Genomic DNA, 18,445 nt, shown 5'->3' with positions numbered 1-18,445 from the left:
TACCTCACTGGGGTGAGAACCACTATATATATTGCCAATCTTAACAAGAAGTGAGTTCAATTACCTCTCCCCAACCCCTCTGTCTTGAAAAGTTTTGCGCCGGGAAACCCGGACGCGCAAACTTTTCGCTCCGACGCGGAGAGGGGCTTAAATATCTTGAAATATCGACGAAAAATGAAGGTTTAGAAGCCTCTCCCCTGGAAGGAGAGAGGTTTGGAGAGGGGTTTTTTAATTCGTCGAACTCACGTTAACAAAAATTATATCACCCATAGCTTTCAGTTCTACGCAGTCAACATCTTTGATGCAGGCTTGCACTAGTTTTTAGCAAAAAGACTCAATTATTAGCGGCTAAATCGTCCTGTTCTTCCGGGAGTAAAGTAGTTTCCGTAGCAGGTTGCACACCAGGGACAGGTGCAGTTTTCACCAGATGGGGTTTAATAATCATACTCACACCAGTTCCCCAAGCGATCGCCACCATCCAACCCGCGATAATATCACTGGGAAAGTGAACTCCCAAATACAGGCGTGTCCAAGCAATAGTGAAGACATACAAACTCCCAAAAATCCACACCACCCAGCGCCAAGAACTTTGCCAAGCTAAAATCAGCAAAATGATAGCCAAGGTTGTACTCGTCATAGCATGGCCGCTAGGAAAGGAAAAATCTAACTCTGGCGCGAGGGATGTCCAAAAATCTGGGCGGAGACGATGCCATAATTCTTTGGCTGTGCGGTTGATCAAAGCATTTCCCAAGGCAGTGATGAGTAGGTAAACTAGCGATCGCCAGCGTTTTTGCCAGAGTAAGATGAGGGCAACTGTAGTTAAAATCGGTAACACAGTCCAAAATGAGCCTAACTTAGTTAGCACCACCGCTAGAATATCTAACTGGGGGTTGGCTGTAGAGTGAACTGCTAACAAAATCGGCACATCCCAGGGGAAGCCAGCTTGATATTGCCAAACTTGGACAGCCAGCAGTTGAAATATCTGCAATGGTAAATATACCCCAAGAAACAGGAGTAACAGCGATCGCCAACGGGCAACCAGCAGATTTTTGATAAAAGAAACAGGTGTCCTTTTCTCTGCATCCATATCAACTTTTGTTTTTTATACAAGGGATGACCAACCTTTTCAAGAGTGCTGAGTAAAAAGCAAAATTAATTTCACTCAGCACTCAGAACTATTCAAGTGATTGTAAACGTACAGCCACACTACCCGCATGGGCTGGTAAACCTTCCGCCTCAGCTAAAGTCACTGCTGCTTTACCAATTTCCTGCAATGCGGCTTGATTGCATTCTAAATAAGTAATGCGTTTGAGAAAATCATATACACTCAAACCAGACGCAAACCGCGCTGAACGGGAAGTTGGTAATACATGGTTAGGTCCACCCAAATAATCACCTATCGCCTCTGGGGTGTAGCGTCCTAAAAACACACTACCGGCGCATTTAATTTGACTAGCTAGTAATTGCGGGTTATCTACACATAACTCAACGTGTTCAGGAGCCAATTGATTCAGCAATGGTATACTTTCTGCCAAATCACTTACTACAATAATTGCACCATGATTTTCCCAACTAGCAGTCGCCACCGCTTGAGTAGACAGCTTGCTAAGAACTTGTTCAACGGCAGTGATAACTTGCTGGGCGAAAACTTCCGAATCAGTAATTAAAATAGATTGGGCGCTGGGGTCATGTTCTGCTTGCGATAATAAATCCCAAGCTATCCACTCTGGGTTATTTTGATCATCAGCTACCACCAAAATTTCCGAAGGGCCAGCGATGCTATCAATTCCCACAGTTCCGAATACCTGACGCTTGGCTTCTGCAACATAAGCATTACCAGGGCCAACAACTTTATCTACAGGCGTTAGAGTTTCTGTACCATAGGCGAGGGCGGCTACTGCTTGCGCCCCACCAATACTATATATTTCCGTCACGCCAGCCACTTGTGCCGCCGCCAATACAGCCGGGTTAATTTCCCCATGAGGCATCGGTACTGTCATGACAATGCGTTCCACCCCGGCAATTTTGGCAGGTAAAGCATTCATCAACACCGAACTAGGATAGCTGGCGCGTCCACCGGGAACATAAATCCCGACTTGGGAAAGAGAAACCCAATTTAAACCGAGTTTTACGCCTGTTGCGTCGGTGTAACCAATATCTTGGGGCAGTTGTTTTTGGTGAAAGCTACCAATGCGTTCTGCGGCTAATTCCAGGGCGACTCTCACATCAGGTGGACATTTAGCGGCTTGGGCGGCGATAAAATCAGCACTCAGATGCAAAGATTCTGGGCTGAAATGGTCGAAACGAGTAGTATATTCCTTAACTGCGGCATCACCCCGCACTTTCACATCAGCCAGAATACCGCGTACTGTACCACTAACATCAACCGTGGCTTCCCGGCGATTATTGACGAGTGCTTGGAACGCGGTGGAAAAATCTGTGTCAGTTGTTTTAAGTAGCTGCATGGACAGTATCTTTGAAATCAGTGCAGGTTGGCAGTCAGGATATTAATTAGTGTAGAGTATGAGGCGATCGCCCGGTGGGGTTGCTGGTAGATACTACAATAATTTCAACAGCCAAAGTAGTGTAATTGTGATGCAATCTATTTTTTGGAGTGTAGAAGAAGTAGCCTCACGCGCTCAACAATTTTACGAAAACGGTATTCGTCAAAATGTTGAGCATAGCGATAACATCGGTAAAATGATTGTGATTGATGCCGAAACTGGTGAATATGGTATTGATCCAACGGGTGTAGAGACAGCGTTAAAGTTAAAACAGAAAAATCCGAATGCTAGATTGTTTACTATCCGCATTGGTTATGATGTTGCAGTAAGTTTTGGTGGTGCAATGGAGCGTACTGCTAAATGATTTATGGAAAAGTAATGGATAGTAAAGCAATCATTCCAGTAGTTTTTCGTTTAGCTTCGCAGCCAGATTTTTCTTTAGATTTTGTGATTGATACTGGATTTAACGACCATCTTAACTTTACCACCACAAGCAGTCAGTGCGATGAATCTTCCCTTATACTCTAGTACATCTGCAAGATTAGCCGACGGGACTGAAGCTTTGTTAGCTATACATTTTGCCACAATTATATGGGACGGTATAGAAAAAATAGTTCCTGTTTTAGCGGCTGGTTATAAACCGTTGCTAGGAACTTCTATGATGGCTGGATATCACCTGGAAATAGATTTTCAAGACAATGGTTTAGTTTTGTTAGAGAAACTTTAATTAATCAGTTATTGTTTAGCTGGAGTTCTAAGGTGGGCATTACGGCAAAAACTCACATCTGCGTTCTCACAGTTAAAACCTGCGGTGGGGTAGCATCAGGCGGATATAAAAAGTCTACTTGAACTTGCCGTTGATTTCCGGCTGGCATTTGCAAAGTTATCAAAGCTTTTCCTACTTGTCCCCGTCGCTGTACCAAATGAACATAGCGCGTTTGTTCTACTTGATTATCATCGGTGTAACGTAATCTTACTGTTCCCCGAAAGAATATCTGTTCAACTTGGGGATTTAAAAACAGCAGTCTATCCCTACCACCCTCATCTTTTAACGGCGTTTCTATTGATACAGTTACAGTCTGAGTTTGGTTGCTAGGATTGTGTAGTGGCAAAGTGAGATTGTATTCTACACCATAGTTACTGTGAGCAAAGTAGGCTGTATCGTTGTAGCGTTTCAGCATAGGCGCACTTTGAATTTGTCCGGTGCTGAGTGTAATTAAATGTACTGTTCCTATGGGATAAGAGAATGCTTTGCCTGGTTGGGGTATAGTTAACTCAGATACGTTGGAATTATCTGTAACTTTTGCTTGCCATTGTGTACCTTGAGACACACCAGCCACACGGCTAAAAACTGTTGGTTCTCTAGGAGGGTCTAGGGGTGTAGGAATGGGGTCGCGCTTACCTGCTAGACTACCTGTATCTAAAAGTGTTTGCCACTCGCTGACAGAAGGCGGAACTTGACTATTCTTTACTAAGTTTGCCAGATAAATTGGGCGATCGCTCACTAATCGCATCATTGTTGTTCGGCCATTGGAACTCGGCGCTTGTACAGGAATGGGTAAGTTTGCCAATATTTGCGTTTTTCCTGGTTCTATGACTAACTTATCGGGAAAATTTGCCTGTCTGACACCCCGCAACACATCGTTCATTGTTCTACTACCAGGGCCAGCGTAAACTGTACTTTGGGCATTATCCGCCACATCAGGTAAATCAATAAACGGTGCTTCTCTGGTTTGGTAACTAGCTGCTTGTAGTACTTGCAATGTTACTGGTTCATTTCCTGGGTTGTGAACAATTATCCCTTGATAAACCGTGCGGTTTTGGGCTGGTGTTTCTGCCCTAACGATATGATGGGCGAATACATCAAATCTGCCTTGGAATGGGTAGTTTAAATGCGCTTCCTTGACTTGTTTGCCATCTGGGGGGAAAGTTGAAAGTAAAATCCCTTCAGTTGTAACTAATTCGGGGCTGTTACTGTTAAAGGTGGGAATAGTATCAAGTTGTCCCGGTAAAGAACGCACTTCTAAAGGATATGCTTGGACACCTGCAATATACTCTGGGGGAACAGTGTAGATATTTAAAGCCCGACACATCAACGCTGCAACTTCGCCTCTGGTAACACTTTGCAGTGGTTTTAGCTGTTTAACATTGGGATAATTAACAACAATACTGTTTATTGTGGCAGATGCGATCGCATTTTGCGCGTAGTTGGGAATTTGTTGAGCATCTGTAAAATACCGTTGTAATATTTGCGCTGGGTTAGGTTGAGAACTATAATTTTTCGCCCCCGCCACAACACCGATAATTTGCGCCCTCGGAATTGCTTGGTTAGGTTGAAATACTCCACCCGGATAACCAGAAAAAAATCCTTTTTGATAAGCTGTAGAAATCGCCTTTGCTGCCCAATAATTAGCAGGTACATCTTTAAATGTAGTTGCACTGCGTTTAATTGCGGCATCAGGAAAGGCGTTAAGCATGAGTACAGCCGCTTCTGCCCTGGTAACGGTAGAATTAGGGCGAAAACTGCCATCAGGATAACCTGTGATTAGTTTCCGTTCTCCCAGTTTTTGAACACAAGCTTCTCCCCAATAATTTTGAGTATCTGTAAAAGCTAGTACACGAGAGTCTGAAAGACTCAGAACTAAGCCTGCTGCTAGAGAAATCTTGCCCCACTTCATTTTTATAAATACAGATAAACACCGATAAATTATCTATGTTTATCTGGGTGTATCTGTGGTTCGTTACGAAAAATTATTCTTCAATTTTGCAATCTAAATTTTATGTGGGGAAAACCAAGCGTCTGCCTAAAAGAATGGCTCCTAAATTTGCGAACAGACAGATGCTTCCTAGTCCCAATAAAATGTATGTGGGAGCCATGACAACTCCAATCGTAAACCAAGCAAATACATGAAGTATCATTAATAAAGAAAATATACTTGCAATTACAGCACTTTGCCAAATCTCAATAGCTGGACGAGACGATAATCTTAAACCTATAGTGAACGCGGTGGCAATTATGTTGGCTGGAATGAGAAAGGCACAAATACTAATGCAGTAATTACTGGAAAATAGCGTCAAAGTGTTGAAGTCTAACATAATTTTTACTAGGGTAAATTGCCAAATTTTAGATAAATATTTGTTCCGATATCCTGAAGGCTATAGGACTTTAAAATATTTGTTGCTTGATAGCCGAAACTGTCTTACGCGATGTGCGACTTATTTTCTCAACCCCACTTCCATTCCTCTCCCCGCAACGGCTACGGTGTACACAGAAATATTCGTGTAGTGCATCTGTCCCGCCTCGGAATGAATTCCGAGTCTCATAGCGCAAGTCATCTGAAGATGACTCAACTAAAAATATCTTCCAGTCCACAAAACGTGGACTTTGGCTATGAGCCTAGAACTAAAGTTCCAGGCGGGATGCGGTTTCAGACTGCAAATTTTCGACTTGTGTGTACACTGTAGCCCCGCAACGGAGAGAGGCTTTGATTCTTTCTCCCCTTCCCTACAAGGGAAGGGGTGGGGGGTTAGGTTGGAGATAAAGTTGCACACGGCGTTATCTGGTTAATCATTAAAAGCTTGAACCACCAACTTCTTGGTGGTTCACCGAAGATATTATTAACTATTAGTCAAGCAATTAACCAGGAAAGAAAGCCTGGATAATCAATGTTCTGGCAAACCCAGAGATACCAAGAGCCAGCACAATCATAGTAAATAATAGGCTGATTCGAGGTTTAGAATCTAGTTTGTTATCTTCTCTACCGCCTGTGAAGAATAAAGACCATGCTTGTGAAGGATTGATAGTCTTAAAGCTATTAAAGTCAGGTGTGAAAACAACAGAACCAAATAGCTCAGGAGATTGGAAGTTTAAATTATTTATCATGTAAACAAGTATAACAAAAATCTTGCGGAAATGCTGAGTCCATGATAAAGCGGGATTCAGGTAGCGATCGCCTAATTTCCTGGTAATTCTTCACTGAATTTCAGCAGTTTTGTTGCTTCTGTTAGTAAATGCTGTATCTTTGAAGGCTTTTGGATATAAGTTTGAAACCCAGAAGCCAGCGCCTTTTTCTGTGCGTTAGCTTCAGTATTGCCAGTATAAGCGATCGCTGGAAGTTCTCTTTTTTTTGGAGATGTAATTTTTCTGATTTGCTCTATTAACCAATAGCCATTTTCTCCTGGCATATTAATGTCACTAATTAAGAGGTCTAGTGTAAACTTTTCCACTAACTCAAATGCTTCTAAGGCATTAGAGGCCGTCATTACCTTCATTCCATAGATTTCAAATATATCGGTAATAGAAAGCCGCATATTTTCATCATCGTCCACTACCAGAATTGTCAATTCTGGCAAAATATCTAAGTCTTTTGTATCGTCGGCTAAATTTACATTCTCAAAGTTATGCGACCCATAGATTTTATTCATAATTTTCCTTGATTCCTGTTAATAAGCTATCTGCTACAGCCAGACCATTAATAAAGGAGTGTTTGAGTTTATCAGCCAATAAATTGTTTCTGCCAAATGGTACTAAATGATCGATCATGACAAGTAATTTATCCAAGTCAATTGGTTTGAGTAAATATCCTTCAAACTCTATCTCTGGAATTTGCTCAATACTCCCATTGACACAGGTGGAAGTCACAATAATTGGAATATGATTCTTACTTAAGGATTCTATTTCCGTCAATTTATTCAGTAAAACATAGACATTTTCACCCAAAAATCTTATTTCACAAATGATGATATGGGGAAAGAAGCAAGTCAGGCTGTTTACCGCCTCCTTGATAGAGACTGCTGTGATCACATTTGCACCAAAATAAGAGAGAAAGATCGTAAGTAGGACTCCACTATCGATATCGTTATCTACAACGAGTATTTGCACACCTTTGAGTGTTCCAACCTTAATAGAAGAAGTAATAGTTGGATTCATAATAAAACCTACAATCAGGATTTCAAGTGCAAAGTGGGATGAAAAAAACCGTAATTACAAAGTGGCTAAATCAGCAGATATTCAAATCAAAATTAGTGTGAGTTTGATCAATCTTTCCCTAAAATCTCTCCGATGCTAAGAGAGGCAGAAATATTCAGCGGGTTCCACAAAAAATTAGGTTTTCAAAGCCTCTCTCTCTGTGGGCTACCGTGTACACACAAGTCGAAAATTTGCCGTATCCCGCCTAGAACTAAAGTTCCAGGCTCATAGCCAAAGTCCACAAAACGTGGACTGGAATATATTTTTAGTTGAGTCATCTTCAGATGACTTGCGCTATGAGACTCGGAATTCATTCCGAGGCGGGAAAGATGCACTCAACGAACATTTGTGTGTACACCGTAGCTCTGTGGGGAGAGGGTTTTTTCTATCCGTCGAACTCGCATAAAAGTAGGAGAGAATAACTTTCTGCACCTATACTATGATTTGGTGTTGTTTGATTTTGTGAATTAGTTGATTAACTACGACACAAAACTTATTTATGCTCATTTTTGGGAAATTTAACGAAAAAAACTATTGCCATTCCCTGTCTTCCAGTTCTTTCTGCGGCAACAATAAAGTAGCTTCAATTTCTTGCCTAATAGCAGCAGTCACTTCACAATTGCTATGCAGACAATCGAGTAGTAATTGATTAGCATCGTAGTAGCGTTGTAATACTTGTACTTGCTCAGGGCTAAACTGCCACTGGTGATTAATATTGCGATAGTTCATCACTGTTGTTCTCAACTGTTCCGCCCAGGCTGTATAGCTAGTCTGCATCCACAGCCGAAACCGTGCTTGATTTTGATGAGAATTGGGCAATTGGTCAGAGAGTTTTTGCAGAGATTTAGAGAGTCCAACATCGAGAACAATACCCAGAATGTTCGAGAGAGCATCTCCACAGGCGTGGAAGTGGGCAAAGTCCTGACTTTCATCAATTGCACACTCTAGCAGCAGGTTATCTAAGGCTGCATCGAGAAACATTCCTTGGTCAAGGCTGCTGGCTAAGGCAAAGTGAGGTGCTACGCGGGGAGTCCGGCTCAAGGCTAGGTAAAATGCTCGGACTGTCGCATCTTTTGGTAGGCTAGGAATAGTGCGAGATTTTTGGCTTGCCCAAGTTAAAAACTCTTGTATATAAGGGTCTTAGGCAACTAGAGCATCAATTTGTTGCTTCATTAACTGTACCAAAGAGTCCGCACTCCGCAGCATGGTAGCTGTCAACAAAAAAATTTCCCGCCAGTGTGGGTCGGTGATGTGACTGACCAATCCTCCCATTGCTTGCTCAAATGCTTGTAAATTATGGCTGGCAACAATTTTTCGCGCTGTAAAATATTCTTGAAACGCTAGATAGGAAAAAGAGAAAATTCCCCGCGCCCGTTCTGCTAGTAACCCATGTTGCGCCTCTATCGCTTTCAACGCTGCTTCGCTTTCTATTTGCAGTTCATCTGCATCCATTGACACGTTAGTGAGATTTTGAATATAGTCACCAATGTATTGCTCAACGACACGTTGCTCAAAAAAGTACTGACCCTGCTCAAATGTGGCTGCTGCAATCTGACTCAATAACTTGAACTTTTGCGGTAATAAGAATCCCCGGTAAACTTCATCCCGTTCCACACCTTTAGCTTCATCCCATTTACCCAATAGCAGGTCTAAGCCTTGTTTATAAAAATCAGTGCGCTTTGTGGGAAATTTTTCTTGACCTTGAAACACCCAGCAAGCAAGATGCAAAAATAAAGGTGTGACGACAAGTTGGCGAAATTGCCAGTTTTCATCTAAGTCTAGCTTTTGAATAAACTCAACGGACTGGACTTGACCATCTTCAATGTTGGTCTTGGTAAAGGCTACAAACCATTTTTGCGCGAAGGCTTGGATTTGTTCTAAGGTAAATGGGGCAATTTCAACATCGGTAAAACCTCGGAGTCTCAATCTTTGGGCTGCTGTACGACAGGTAGCGACTAACTGATTTTTATGATATTTATCTGAAAAAGAGCGAATTTCGCTTAAGACACCATTGCTCTGTTGGTTGAGAACTTCATCCATACCATCCAGCAACAATAATACTCTGCCTGCATTGAGTAAGGTTTCGATGACTGAGGTATCAGAAATACCAGAGGTGAGGAACTCCTGGCGGATATAATTTAATAGGCTGAACTCGTTCGTAACTTTAGACTCTTGGGCGAAATTTCTCAGTGTGATAAAGATTGGGACTTGATTGGCTGCAAATGCGCCCTGGTTGCACTGAATGGCCAGATGTTGCAAAAAAGTAGTTTTACCTACGCCTGGTTTGCCGAGTACCCTTAGCTTAGAGTATGTTTCAACTGCTCGTTTACCCGGTATTTGTGTTTGAGAGACTTCGCCTAAGCCAACCCGGTCAAATTCTTTGGGATCAAGGTTTTGCAGTTCCGTAATTTCTAGATACTGAAAACTAGGAATCTCCTCCAGAATATTCACATCTATATATATGTCATCGATCGCTACGGGATGGCTGATATCCAATAACTGCAAAATACCACACTGGTCTTGAATTTTCTCGAAGCGCTGCGATCGCAATTGTTGCACTAGTGTATCAATATCCCAGACCAGGGGCTGGCGGAATTCTTCTTGGTCAAGAAATTCAGCGGGGGGATGAGTCGCAATTTCCCGCCAATTTAATTCCAACACCGAGCAAATTTCTATAAAGGTATGACGCTCAACCGGACGACCACTAAAAAATCGCCAAATCGGTTGTCTAGTCTTAATATTAATTTCTCCAGCTAAGTTGTCTTGTGTCCAACCCTTGCGTACAAATGCTTTTTTAGCCTCTTGAATTCCCTTGAGTGATGCTTGGAGCGATCGCTTGACCATAGGACAAAAAACCTGCTCCCCAGATCATGAACTTTAACTTTTATTAATATCTGCAATCTTATAGTTTTCTCTGTGATACTAACATTTTACTACCAGAAAGTTATACAAAATCCCAGAGATCCTCTCAAGATTTTGAATTTTTGTGACAAACTCAAACGTTATACATCATATTATACATTTCAAACTGTTGGTAAGACTTAAATTCAAACACTAAACTGTCATACTTAAGTAAAAGTTGCCAGATTAATTAGTGATTATATTTTTACATTAGGAAAGTTTTGTTAATGCATATAGATAAGCTTTTATTTGTTATTTTTGAATTTAATACAAATATATGATGTTATTGTCAATAAAGAAAATAGAGAATTTTTTAGAAATAGCTGAATTAATTCATGGATCAAGAGGCTCTGGGAGAATAAAGCCAGTTGAAACATTTCTAGATAAATTGTCTAATTATTTAGATGATTTTCATCTCACAGGAAAATATTCATTACTCATACTACATAAATATATTGAGGAATTTTCCCAGGAAGAAAAAGCAGAATTAATAGCCTTGATGTGGCTTGGTAGAAGTGTATCAAATGAATCTCAACAAGACTTTAGCTACTTAGTTGAAAAAGTAAGAGAGCTTATCCCTCAAAATTATGCAACAACTTATATTATTAACAACAGCTTGTTAGTAAGATATCTGCGAAATGGTCTACAAAAAATCAATATTTGCGCTGCTGCTGCATCCTAGAAAATCATCAGACTAAATATTGATTGACCAGCACGATATCTTGATTAAATCCAATACTCAGGATTGACTTGATAATATCTTTTTAATAAATTAAAAAGTGCTGAATGCTTTTCTAACAATTGCTGTGGCTTTTCAAAAAAAGTCTCAGTCGCTACGGCAAAAAATTCAGCGGGATTAGTCGTCCCATAACTATCAATAACAGTTTTGATATTTTGTTGAATATCATTGCAGAGTTGTTGATATTCTGCTGTCATTACCTGCGCCCAAACAAGATAATCTGATTTGTTGGGCAAAATCGGTACACCTTCAGCTTTCCCATCTTCTTGATCTAATTGATGGGCAAATTCATGCAGCACAACATTATGTCCATCACTCCAGTTTTGGGTGTCTCGTTGCACCTGTTCCCAAGATAATATTACTTGGTCTTTTACCCAAGATTCTCCTAGTCTGGCATCGCGTCTTTCTTCGACAACATAATCACTCACCGCCACAGTTTGATTGACAAAATAAGTGCTGGGATAAATCAAAATTGAACGCAGTTTAGGAAAGTATTCACCGCGTTCATTTAATAGAAGTAAACAAGCAACAGCCGCAATTGTAATTTTCATTTCTGTTGTGACTTGCAAGCCTTGACAGCCAATAAATTGTTTTTCGGCTAAAAATACTTGAATATGTCCTTGAAGTCGTCGGCGTTCTTCTGGGGAAAGGCGTAAATAAATAGGGAGATTATTGTCAATCACAGCAGCCCAAAGTGGGGGAAAAGGACGCTTTTTAAGGCGCTTTCGTCGCTGTTTAGTCAAAATGGGACTGATGAAAATTGCAGTGACAATCAACCCCAGGATAAGAAAAATAATAATTGCTGCACCCATTGATTTTGTGTGATGCTGTGCCACTGCTAGTTAGTATAGCGATCGCACCCCATCACCAGCCATTAAACTAGACATATACTCCAGATAACTTCATCCCCCCTATGTCTCTTGCTCAAGATTTCAACACTCGTCAAGACACACCAGAAGATGTTATCTTTCCCCCTGGTGACTTATATAGTGATGAGCCTCCGTTGGAAACTGAACTACATCTACGACAGATCATCTTACTTTTGAAATGTCTGGAATGGTTGTGGCGGGACAGACAAGACTTTTACGCAGCGGCTAACCTGACAATTTACTATAGTCCTAACCAGCGCAAATCGGAAAACTTTCGCGGGCCAGATTTTTTTGTAGTGCTAGGAACTGAACGCCGAACGCGAAAAAGTTGGGTCGTTTGGCAAGAAGAGGGCAAATATCCTAACATAATTGTCGAAATTCTTTCACCAAAAACTGCGGATACTGATAAAGGTTTAAAAAAACAGATTTATCAAGATACTTTTCGTACCCCTGATTATTTTTGGTTCGACCCAGAGAGTTTAGAATTTGCCGGGTATCATCTCTTAGATGGAGTGTATCAACCCTTAGAACCCAATCCTCAAGGGCATTTGTGGAGTCAACAGTTAAATTTATATTTGGGAATTCATCAAGGATTATTGCGATTTTTTACACCTTCAGGCAAACTAATTCCGACACCAGAAGAAGTTGCAGAACGTTTAGCTGCGAAATTACGAGAATTAAATATTGACCCAGACACAATTTAGTTTTTGTATCTCTACAAAAACTATTTTCCAGCGAAAAGATCCCCGACTTCTCAACAATTCAGGAATCTGAGTACACAAGTGCCGTAAAATTAACATCTATCTGGCATCTGCTAACCTTTGACACCATGCTTTGCGACTATCTAGTACAAATACTGACCGCCCGTGTGTACGATGTTGCCCAAGAAACCCCACTGGAGTATGCCCCGAATCTCTCCAAACGGCTGAATAATCAGCTGCTATTAAAGCGGGAAGATATGCAGTCGGTGTTTTCTTTCAAGCTGCGGGGTGCATACAACAAAATGGTAAACTTACCGCCGGATTTGTTAGCACAAGGTGTCATTGCGGCTTCGGCGGGAAATCATGCCCAAGGTGTGGCTTTAGCTGCTAGTCGCCTGGGAACAACTGCTATTATTGTGATGCCCGTTACAACACCCCAGGTAAAAATAGATGCTGTTAAAGCTAGGGGTGGACAAGTTGTTTTGCATGGCAATACTTACGATGACGCTTATGCTTATGCGCGACAATTAGAAACCGAAAAAGGCTTAACCTTTATTCATCCTTTTGATGACCCTGATGTAATTGCGGGACAGGGAACCATCGGGATGGAGATTTTGCGTCAATACCAGCAACCCATTCATGCAATTTTTGTGGCTATTGGTGGCGGTGGTTTAATTTCGGGAATTGGGGCGTATGTGAAACGATTACGTCCAGAAATTAAAATTATTGGTGTGGAACCTGTCGATGCTGACGCGATGCACCAATCATTAAAAGCTGGAAAACGGGTGCGGCTGTCGCAAGTTGGTTTATTTGCTGATGGGGTAGCGGTGCGGGAAGTCGGGGAAGAAACCTTCCGCCTGTGCCAAGAATATGTAGATGAAATTATTTTGGTGGATACCGATGATACCTGTGCCGCAATCAAAGATGTCTTTGAAGATACCCGTTCTATTTTAGAACCTGCGGGGGCATTGGCGATCGCAGCTGCTAAAGCTTATGTCGAACGAGAACAAATTCAAGGACAAACTTTGGTGGCTGTGGCTTGTGGTGCGAATATGAATTTTGACCGCCTGCGGTTTGTCGCTGAACGCGCCGAGTTGGGTGAACGCCGCGAAGCCATATTTGCAGTCGCCATTCCCGAAGAACAAGGTAGTCTGCGGAAGTTTTGCGAATGTATTGGTCAACGCAATTTAACTGAGTTTAACTATCGCATTGCTGATGAAAAGGAAGCCCATATTTTTGTTGGTGTGCAGATTCAAAACCGCGCCGATAAAGCCAAGATGATCGAAACCTTTGAAAATTGCGGCTTTAAAACCATCGATTTAACTGATGATGAACTGACAAAATTACACTTACGCCACATGGTAGGCGGACATTCGCCCCTCGCCCACAATGAATTACTGTATCGGTTTGAGTTTCCCGAACGTCCCGGTGCATTGATGAAGTTTGTCGGTTCCATGAGTCCTAACTGGAATATTAGTATGTTCCACTATCGCAATAATGGCGCAGACTATGGGCGCATTGTCGTCGGGATGCAAGTCCCACCCCACGAAATGCAAGAATGGCAAGCCTTTCTCGATACCCTTGGTTATCAATATTGGGATGAAAGCCAGAATTTGGCATATAAATTATTTTTGGGATAGTACTACAAGGCAAAAGATGAAGGAGATTTCCCTATTGCCTGTTTGCCCCGATAAACGAAACTTTCGCTAAAATCAGGGTGTTTACTTATTTGTGGTCAAGTTGTGACTACTGTATCTTGTCCTCGTTGCCACCAACTTGTTGAGAGTCAGGCTATTACCTGTCCTCATTGCCGAACAACACTCAAAGCCTTTGGCCATCCCGGTATCCCCTTGCATCGCGCTACCGGGGACGAGTATTTGTGTAATAGTTGCACCTACCACGCAGACGACACTTGCAATTTTCCCCAGCGTCCCTACGCCAAAGAATGTACCCTTTATCAAAATATTGCCGAATACAAGTTACAGCAAGAACAGCAGCATCATAACAGCAGTGTTGCCACAACTTTTCAAAGTTGCATAAAACGCAATCAAACTTGGCTATTATTACTTGTTTTATTACTCATTTGTTTAGTCATCGCTTTGGCAACATCTTGATAAAAAGTTAAGAGAATAGGTATGAGGAAGAGTTAAAACAAATACGACAATTTACTGATTTATTAGATCCGAAAAAGTAGAGTTATTATGAAAGCACACCGTATAGAAACAAAGTTAACTAAAAACGGAACATTATTGCTTGAAAATTTACCATTTCAGGCATTTCAAGACGTAGAAATAATAATTATAGAACGTTCTTATCAACCCTCAGATTCTAATCCTTACCCTTTACGGGGAAAAGTCATTCATTACGATGATCCATTTGAGCCTACTGCACCTATAGAAAATTGGGAAGTTCTGCAATGATAATTTTAGATACCCATATTTGGATTTGGTGGGTGGATAACAATGCGTTCTAATTGTAAAAGTCATGGTTTTTTGCTATGAATAAGCAATTTAGCAATTTCATCTAGAGAATGAGCAATAAAATCGGCACCGTGAGTTTTTAATTCTTGCTCAGTTCCATAGCCGTAAGTGACTCCAATAGTGGTTAAATTATGAGACTTGGCTCCTATGATATCGTGTTTGCGATCGCCTACCATCACCACATCCCCAGGTAAAATATTTTCTGTCACTAAAATATGGTGAATTAAATCAGCTTTGATACTCCGCACACCATCAAGTTCACTACCATAAACACCATCAAACAGCGGCGATAAACCAAAATATTCAATAATCTGCGTTGCATAAATATAAGGTTTGGAAGTCGCCACAAAAGTTTTATAACCAGCAAAACGAATAGCTTTAAGAGTTTCTCTAATCTGCGGATAAAGAGTATTTTCAAATAATCCAATTGTGGAAAAACGACAACGATAGAGTGAAATTGCTTGTGTAATTATTGTCTCATCTAATGTCTTTAGTAGCTGCGAAAAACTATCTTTGATGGGCGGGCCAATACACCAATCTAATTCATCAGCCTCCGGTGGTGTATGACCAAGTTCCGTCAGCGCATACTGAATACAGCGAGTAATTCCCAGTTTAGGGTCTGTTAGTGTGCCATCTAAATCAAACAGTATTGTGTTAGCCGACATATCTTCTACCAATTCATCAAGCATAATTAAGTGATTCAGATTTTACGACGAACTACGCCTTTCTCCACTCAGCAACGCAATTCCCAATGTCACCACACCAATTCCCAAACTTTGAATCACGCTTAAAGTCTCGCTAATTGTTGCCCAGGCGACTAATGCTGTCAAGGCTGGACTACTAGCACCGATAATAGAAGCCTTCGTTGCACTAATCATCCGAATTCCCAAATTATTGAGAGTGTGTCCCGCAAAACTGACTACACCGGAAAAAATGCTACCAATCCACATCGGTGTCCAATCAAGTTGGGTACTAGGAATTGGCCAGAACAGTAAGCTAACACCAGAAAGCACTAAGGTAGAAGCAAAACTAATCCAAGTGAAGGGGACTGGATGGAATTTTTCTAAGCATTTTTGGGCGATAACACAATAAAAAGCGTAAACAATCCCCGCACCAACGCTGGCAATAATCCCCAGAGTAATGGCAGAATTGCTGTAGCTAGTGGAAGATGGGGGAATCGTTAGAACACTACCTACTAAAATAATACCCATCACCAGCCAACGAAAAAGTGTGGGGCGATCGCCAAAAAATTTCCAAGCCAGCAGCGCCGTAAACACGGGATAAGAAAAGAATAGGGTGATTGCAATTCCTGTAGGAATCAAGCCTATGGAAATGTAGAGTAAGGCAATATACACAAACATCAACACCCCACAGCCCAAGGCTTGGCTGATCACATCTGTGCGATGATGCTTGAACACATTTTGCAATTCTTTCAGCGCCGATGGATATAACTTGAACGCTAAAGAAGCCATGAGTGGAACCACCAGCAGCATCCGCATGAACATCAACAAGAATGAATTCTGCAAATCTGGTTTAACGTATCCACCGAGTAAAAATAAACCCAGCACGAGATGTTCGGAAAACAAAACTCGCACAGTAACGTTGTGAAACGCCAACACAAAGGAGGATAAAAGCACCGTCAGGATGCCTAACACACTCAAAAGGTTCCTAATAGACAACCCGATTGTTTGATTTAGCAGTATTGCATGGCTGTAGGTAAAGTTCAAGCCCTTTGACAATAAAATATATGTAAAACTAAATAAATGTTTAGCTAATTATTAGTACAACTAAATATATATTTATTCTTGTCAAAGTCAGTGAAGAGAACGTATGGCTGAACTAGTTAGTGGAGGATGTCTCTGTGGCTACGTGCGATATGTGTACACAGGAGAGCTAGAATCAGCAAATTACTGCCATTGCCAAGATTGTAGAAAGACCACAGGTAGTGCTTTCAATGTTGAGGTGCGTGTGCAATCAACCGCACTTAGTATCGTATCAGGTCAAGTAAAAAGTTATTCCAAAATTGGTGACAGTGGCGGGACAATCATTCGGGAATTTTGCCCAGAGTGCGGTTCGCCACTATTTACAAAAGCGCCAGCAAAGCCGCAGTTTGTTTGGATCAAAGCAGGAAGTCTCGACAATCCTATGTTGATCAAACCAGCACATCAAATCTGGACTGATTCAGCAGTACCTTGGGCTTACATCGCTGCTGATTTGCCTAGTTTTCGCCGGAATCGTCAGATTTAATTGATACATATAATCTGCCTCCGAACGAGCCTATATACCTAAACATCTGATGTATGATTCAGTGTTGAGTAGTGAGTACAGAGTATGGGACTATTGACCATTGACTATTGATCATTGACTAACCCATGACTCAACTACAAATTTTTCTCGACATTGCGACCGAGGCGGCTTTAGCTGCGGGTGCAGTTTTACAAGGTTATTTAGGTAAATTAGAAGATGCAATCACAGAAAAAGGCCGCCCTGGTGATTTGGTGACTGCGGCGGATAAAGCCTCAGAAGCAGTGGTTTTAGAAATTCTGCACCGTCACTTCCCTTTGCATTCTATTTTGGCGGAAGAATCAGGCAAAATAGGTAATCAAGATAATGAATTTCTGTGGGCGATCGATCCCTTAGATGGAACTACAAACTACGCTCACCAATACCCTTTTTTTGCAGTTTCTATAGGGCTATTAATTGACGGTGCGCCACAGGTAGGCGTAATCTACGACCCACTTCATAATGAGTTATTTCAAGCTGCGGCTGGCTTAGGCGCGACACGTAATCGCCGCCCCATCAAGGTTTCTGAAACAAGTGAATTACGTAAAAGCTTATTAGTAACTGGATTTGCTTACGATCGCCGCGAAACCTCAGATAATAATTATGCTGAATTTTGTCACCTGACTCACCTTACCCAAGGAGTGAGACGTAGCGGTTCAGCATCCATTGATTTAGCCTCTGTAGCCTGTGGTCGTGTTGATGGTTACTGGGAACGGGGACTATCGCCTTGGGATATAGCCGCTGGCATAATTTTGTTACAAGAAGCTGGTGGTCAAGTCACAGCTTATGATGGTAGTCCTTTACAAATCAACTCAGGTAGACTTCTTGCTACTAACGGTTATATTCATGAAACTCTCAGCCATGAATTAACACAAGTTCCGCCATTGTCTTCTTGGAAATAGATCCCAAATTTTCACAGCCCATACAAGTCTTTTATTGTTCTGTAAATGTTAAAACTATTCTGCCTTAACCCCTATGCTGTTGGGGCTTTTTATTGCC

Annotated in this window: 22 protein-coding genes; 10 read left to right on the top strand and 12 right to left on the bottom strand. The window is 41.5% G+C overall.

What is annotated here, in order from left to right:
• Positions 1–334 precede the first annotated feature (334 nt).
• Positions 335–1,087 (bottom strand): phosphatase PAP2 family protein, encoded by a 753-nt coding sequence (locus IQ244_RS00475; RefSeq protein ID WP_193889104.1) that lies wholly within the window; start codon positions 1,085–1,087, stop codon positions 335–337.
• Between the two features lie 88 nt (positions 1,088–1,175).
• On the bottom strand, positions 1,176–2,465 hold the full coding sequence (hisD, locus tag IQ244_RS00470; protein ID WP_193889103.1) for a histidinol dehydrogenase: 1,290 nt from the start codon (positions 2,463–2,465) through the stop codon (positions 1,176–1,178).
• A gap of 130 nt (positions 2,466–2,595) precedes the next feature.
• Here hisD and IQ244_RS00465 point away from each other — a divergent pair, with 130 nt between their 5' ends.
• Entirely contained in the window at positions 2,596–2,868 is a 273-nt protein-coding gene (locus IQ244_RS00465; RefSeq protein WP_193889295.1) for a hypothetical protein, read from the top strand.
• 87 nt (positions 2,869–2,955) lie between these two features.
• Positions 2,956–3,231 (top strand): clan AA aspartic protease, encoded by a 276-nt coding sequence (locus tag IQ244_RS00460; RefSeq protein WP_228058649.1) that lies wholly within the window; start codon positions 2,956–2,958, stop codon positions 3,229–3,231.
• 52 nt (positions 3,232–3,283) lie between these two features.
• Here the strand turns inward: IQ244_RS00460 and IQ244_RS00455 are convergent, their stop codons facing one another.
• The 5 genes from IQ244_RS00455 to IQ244_RS00435 all read right to left on the bottom strand — a co-directional run bounded on the left by IQ244_RS00455 (position 3,284) and on the right by IQ244_RS00435 (position 7,434).
• Positions 3,284–5,182 carry a DUF3370 family protein gene (locus IQ244_RS00455; protein WP_193889102.1) on the bottom strand — a complete coding sequence of 633 codons (1,899 nt, stop codon included), beginning with the start codon at positions 5,180–5,182 and terminating at the stop codon, positions 3,284–3,286.
• A gap of 100 nt (positions 5,183–5,282) precedes the next feature.
• On the bottom strand, positions 5,283–5,600 hold the full coding sequence (locus tag IQ244_RS00450; protein ID WP_193889101.1) for a hypothetical protein: 318 nt from the start codon (positions 5,598–5,600) through the stop codon (positions 5,283–5,285).
• Positions 5,601–6,141: 541 nt separating this feature from the next.
• Positions 6,142–6,387, bottom strand: coding sequence for a hypothetical protein (locus IQ244_RS00445; RefSeq protein ID WP_193889100.1), 246 nt, complete (start codon positions 6,385–6,387; stop codon positions 6,142–6,144).
• 71 nt (positions 6,388–6,458) lie between these two features.
• On the bottom strand, positions 6,459–6,929 hold the full coding sequence (locus tag IQ244_RS00440; RefSeq protein WP_193889099.1) for a response regulator: 471 nt from the start codon (positions 6,927–6,929) through the stop codon (positions 6,459–6,461).
• Positions 6,922–7,434: a response regulator gene (locus tag IQ244_RS00435; RefSeq protein ID WP_193889098.1), complete on the bottom strand. Its 513-nt coding sequence runs from the start codon at positions 7,432–7,434 to the stop codon at positions 6,922–6,924. Before IQ244_RS00435 ends, IQ244_RS00440 begins: the two co-directional genes overlap by 8 nt.
• 199 nt (positions 7,435–7,633) lie before the next feature.
• Between IQ244_RS00435 and IQ244_RS00430 the strand changes: the two genes are divergently transcribed.
• A complete protein-coding gene (locus IQ244_RS00430; protein ID WP_193889097.1) occupies positions 7,634–7,879 on the top strand; it encodes a hypothetical protein in 246 nt (81 codons plus the stop codon).
• 125 nt (positions 7,880–8,004) lie between these two features.
• Here the strand turns inward: IQ244_RS00430 and IQ244_RS32280 are convergent, their stop codons facing one another.
• Both IQ244_RS32280 and IQ244_RS00425 read right to left on the bottom strand, forming a co-directional pair.
• Complete coding sequence (locus IQ244_RS32280; RefSeq protein ID WP_228058648.1) at positions 8,005–8,514, bottom strand: NACHT C-terminal helical domain 2-containing protein; 510 nt, start codon at positions 8,512–8,514, stop codon at positions 8,005–8,007.
• 99 nt (positions 8,515–8,613) lie between these two features.
• On the bottom strand, positions 8,614–10,317 hold the full coding sequence (locus IQ244_RS00425; protein ID WP_228058647.1) for an NACHT domain-containing protein: 1,704 nt from the start codon (positions 10,315–10,317) through the stop codon (positions 8,614–8,616).
• Positions 10,318–10,651: 334 nt separating this feature from the next.
• Between IQ244_RS00425 and IQ244_RS00420 the strand changes: the two genes are divergently transcribed.
• A complete protein-coding gene (locus IQ244_RS00420; protein WP_193889096.1) occupies positions 10,652–11,056 on the top strand; it encodes a DUF3775 domain-containing protein in 405 nt (134 codons plus the stop codon).
• Between the two features lie 44 nt (positions 11,057–11,100).
• Here IQ244_RS00420 and IQ244_RS00415 read toward each other — a convergent pair whose 3' ends face one another.
• Complete coding sequence (locus IQ244_RS00415) at positions 11,101–11,925, bottom strand: zinc-dependent peptidase (RefSeq protein ID WP_193889294.1); 825 nt, start codon at positions 11,923–11,925, stop codon at positions 11,101–11,103.
• Positions 11,926–12,026: 101 nt separating this feature from the next.
• Here IQ244_RS00415 and IQ244_RS00410 point away from each other — a divergent pair, with 101 nt between their 5' ends.
• The 4 genes from IQ244_RS00410 (at position 12,027) to IQ244_RS00395 (ending at position 15,103) form a co-directional block, all read left to right on the top strand.
• Positions 12,027–12,686, top strand: a complete 660-nt coding sequence (locus IQ244_RS00410) for a Uma2 family endonuclease (RefSeq protein WP_193889095.1) — start codon at positions 12,027–12,029, stop codon at positions 12,684–12,686.
• A gap of 125 nt (positions 12,687–12,811) precedes the next feature.
• Entirely contained in the window at positions 12,812–14,323 is a 1,512-nt protein-coding gene (gene ilvA, locus IQ244_RS00405; RefSeq protein ID WP_193889094.1) for a threonine ammonia-lyase, biosynthetic, read from the top strand.
• Between the two features lie 102 nt (positions 14,324–14,425).
• Positions 14,426–14,797, top strand: coding sequence for a zinc ribbon domain-containing protein (locus IQ244_RS00400; protein WP_193889093.1), 372 nt, complete (start codon positions 14,426–14,428; stop codon positions 14,795–14,797).
• Between the two features lie 87 nt (positions 14,798–14,884).
• On the top strand, positions 14,885–15,103 hold the full coding sequence (locus IQ244_RS00395; protein ID WP_193889092.1) for a hypothetical protein: 219 nt from the start codon (positions 14,885–14,887) through the stop codon (positions 15,101–15,103).
• Positions 15,104–15,165: 62 nt separating this feature from the next.
• On the opposite strand, the gene IQ244_RS00390 is transcribed toward IQ244_RS00395, so the two are convergent.
• A complete protein-coding gene (locus IQ244_RS00390) occupies positions 15,166–15,852 on the bottom strand; it encodes an HAD family hydrolase (protein WP_228058646.1) in 687 nt (228 codons plus the stop codon).
• 18 nt (positions 15,853–15,870) lie between these two features.
• Positions 15,871–16,818, bottom strand: a complete 948-nt coding sequence (locus tag IQ244_RS00385) for a DMT family transporter (RefSeq protein WP_193889292.1) — start codon at positions 16,816–16,818, stop codon at positions 15,871–15,873.
• Positions 16,819–16,993: 175 nt separating this feature from the next.
• Here IQ244_RS00385 and IQ244_RS00380 point away from each other — a divergent pair, with 175 nt between their 5' ends.
• Together IQ244_RS00380 and IQ244_RS00375 are read left to right on the top strand one after the other, a co-directional pair.
• The gene (locus tag IQ244_RS00380; protein ID WP_193889091.1) at positions 16,994–17,410 is read left to right on the top strand and encodes a GFA family protein; all 417 of its coding nucleotides are present in this window, start codon (positions 16,994–16,996) and stop codon (positions 17,408–17,410) included.
• A gap of 125 nt (positions 17,411–17,535) precedes the next feature.
• A complete protein-coding gene (locus IQ244_RS00375) occupies positions 17,536–18,348 on the top strand; it encodes an inositol monophosphatase family protein (RefSeq protein ID WP_193889090.1) in 813 nt (270 codons plus the stop codon).
• The last annotated feature ends 97 nt before the right edge of the window (positions 18,349–18,445 follow it).

This window comes from Nostoc sp. LEGE 06077, from assembly GCF_015207705.1.
GTDB lineage: Bacteria > Cyanobacteriota > Cyanobacteriia > Cyanobacteriales > Nostocaceae > Nostoc_B.
The sequence above is the reverse complement of the archived record's forward strand: the minus strand, read 5'-3'. Positions and strand labels throughout refer to the sequence as shown.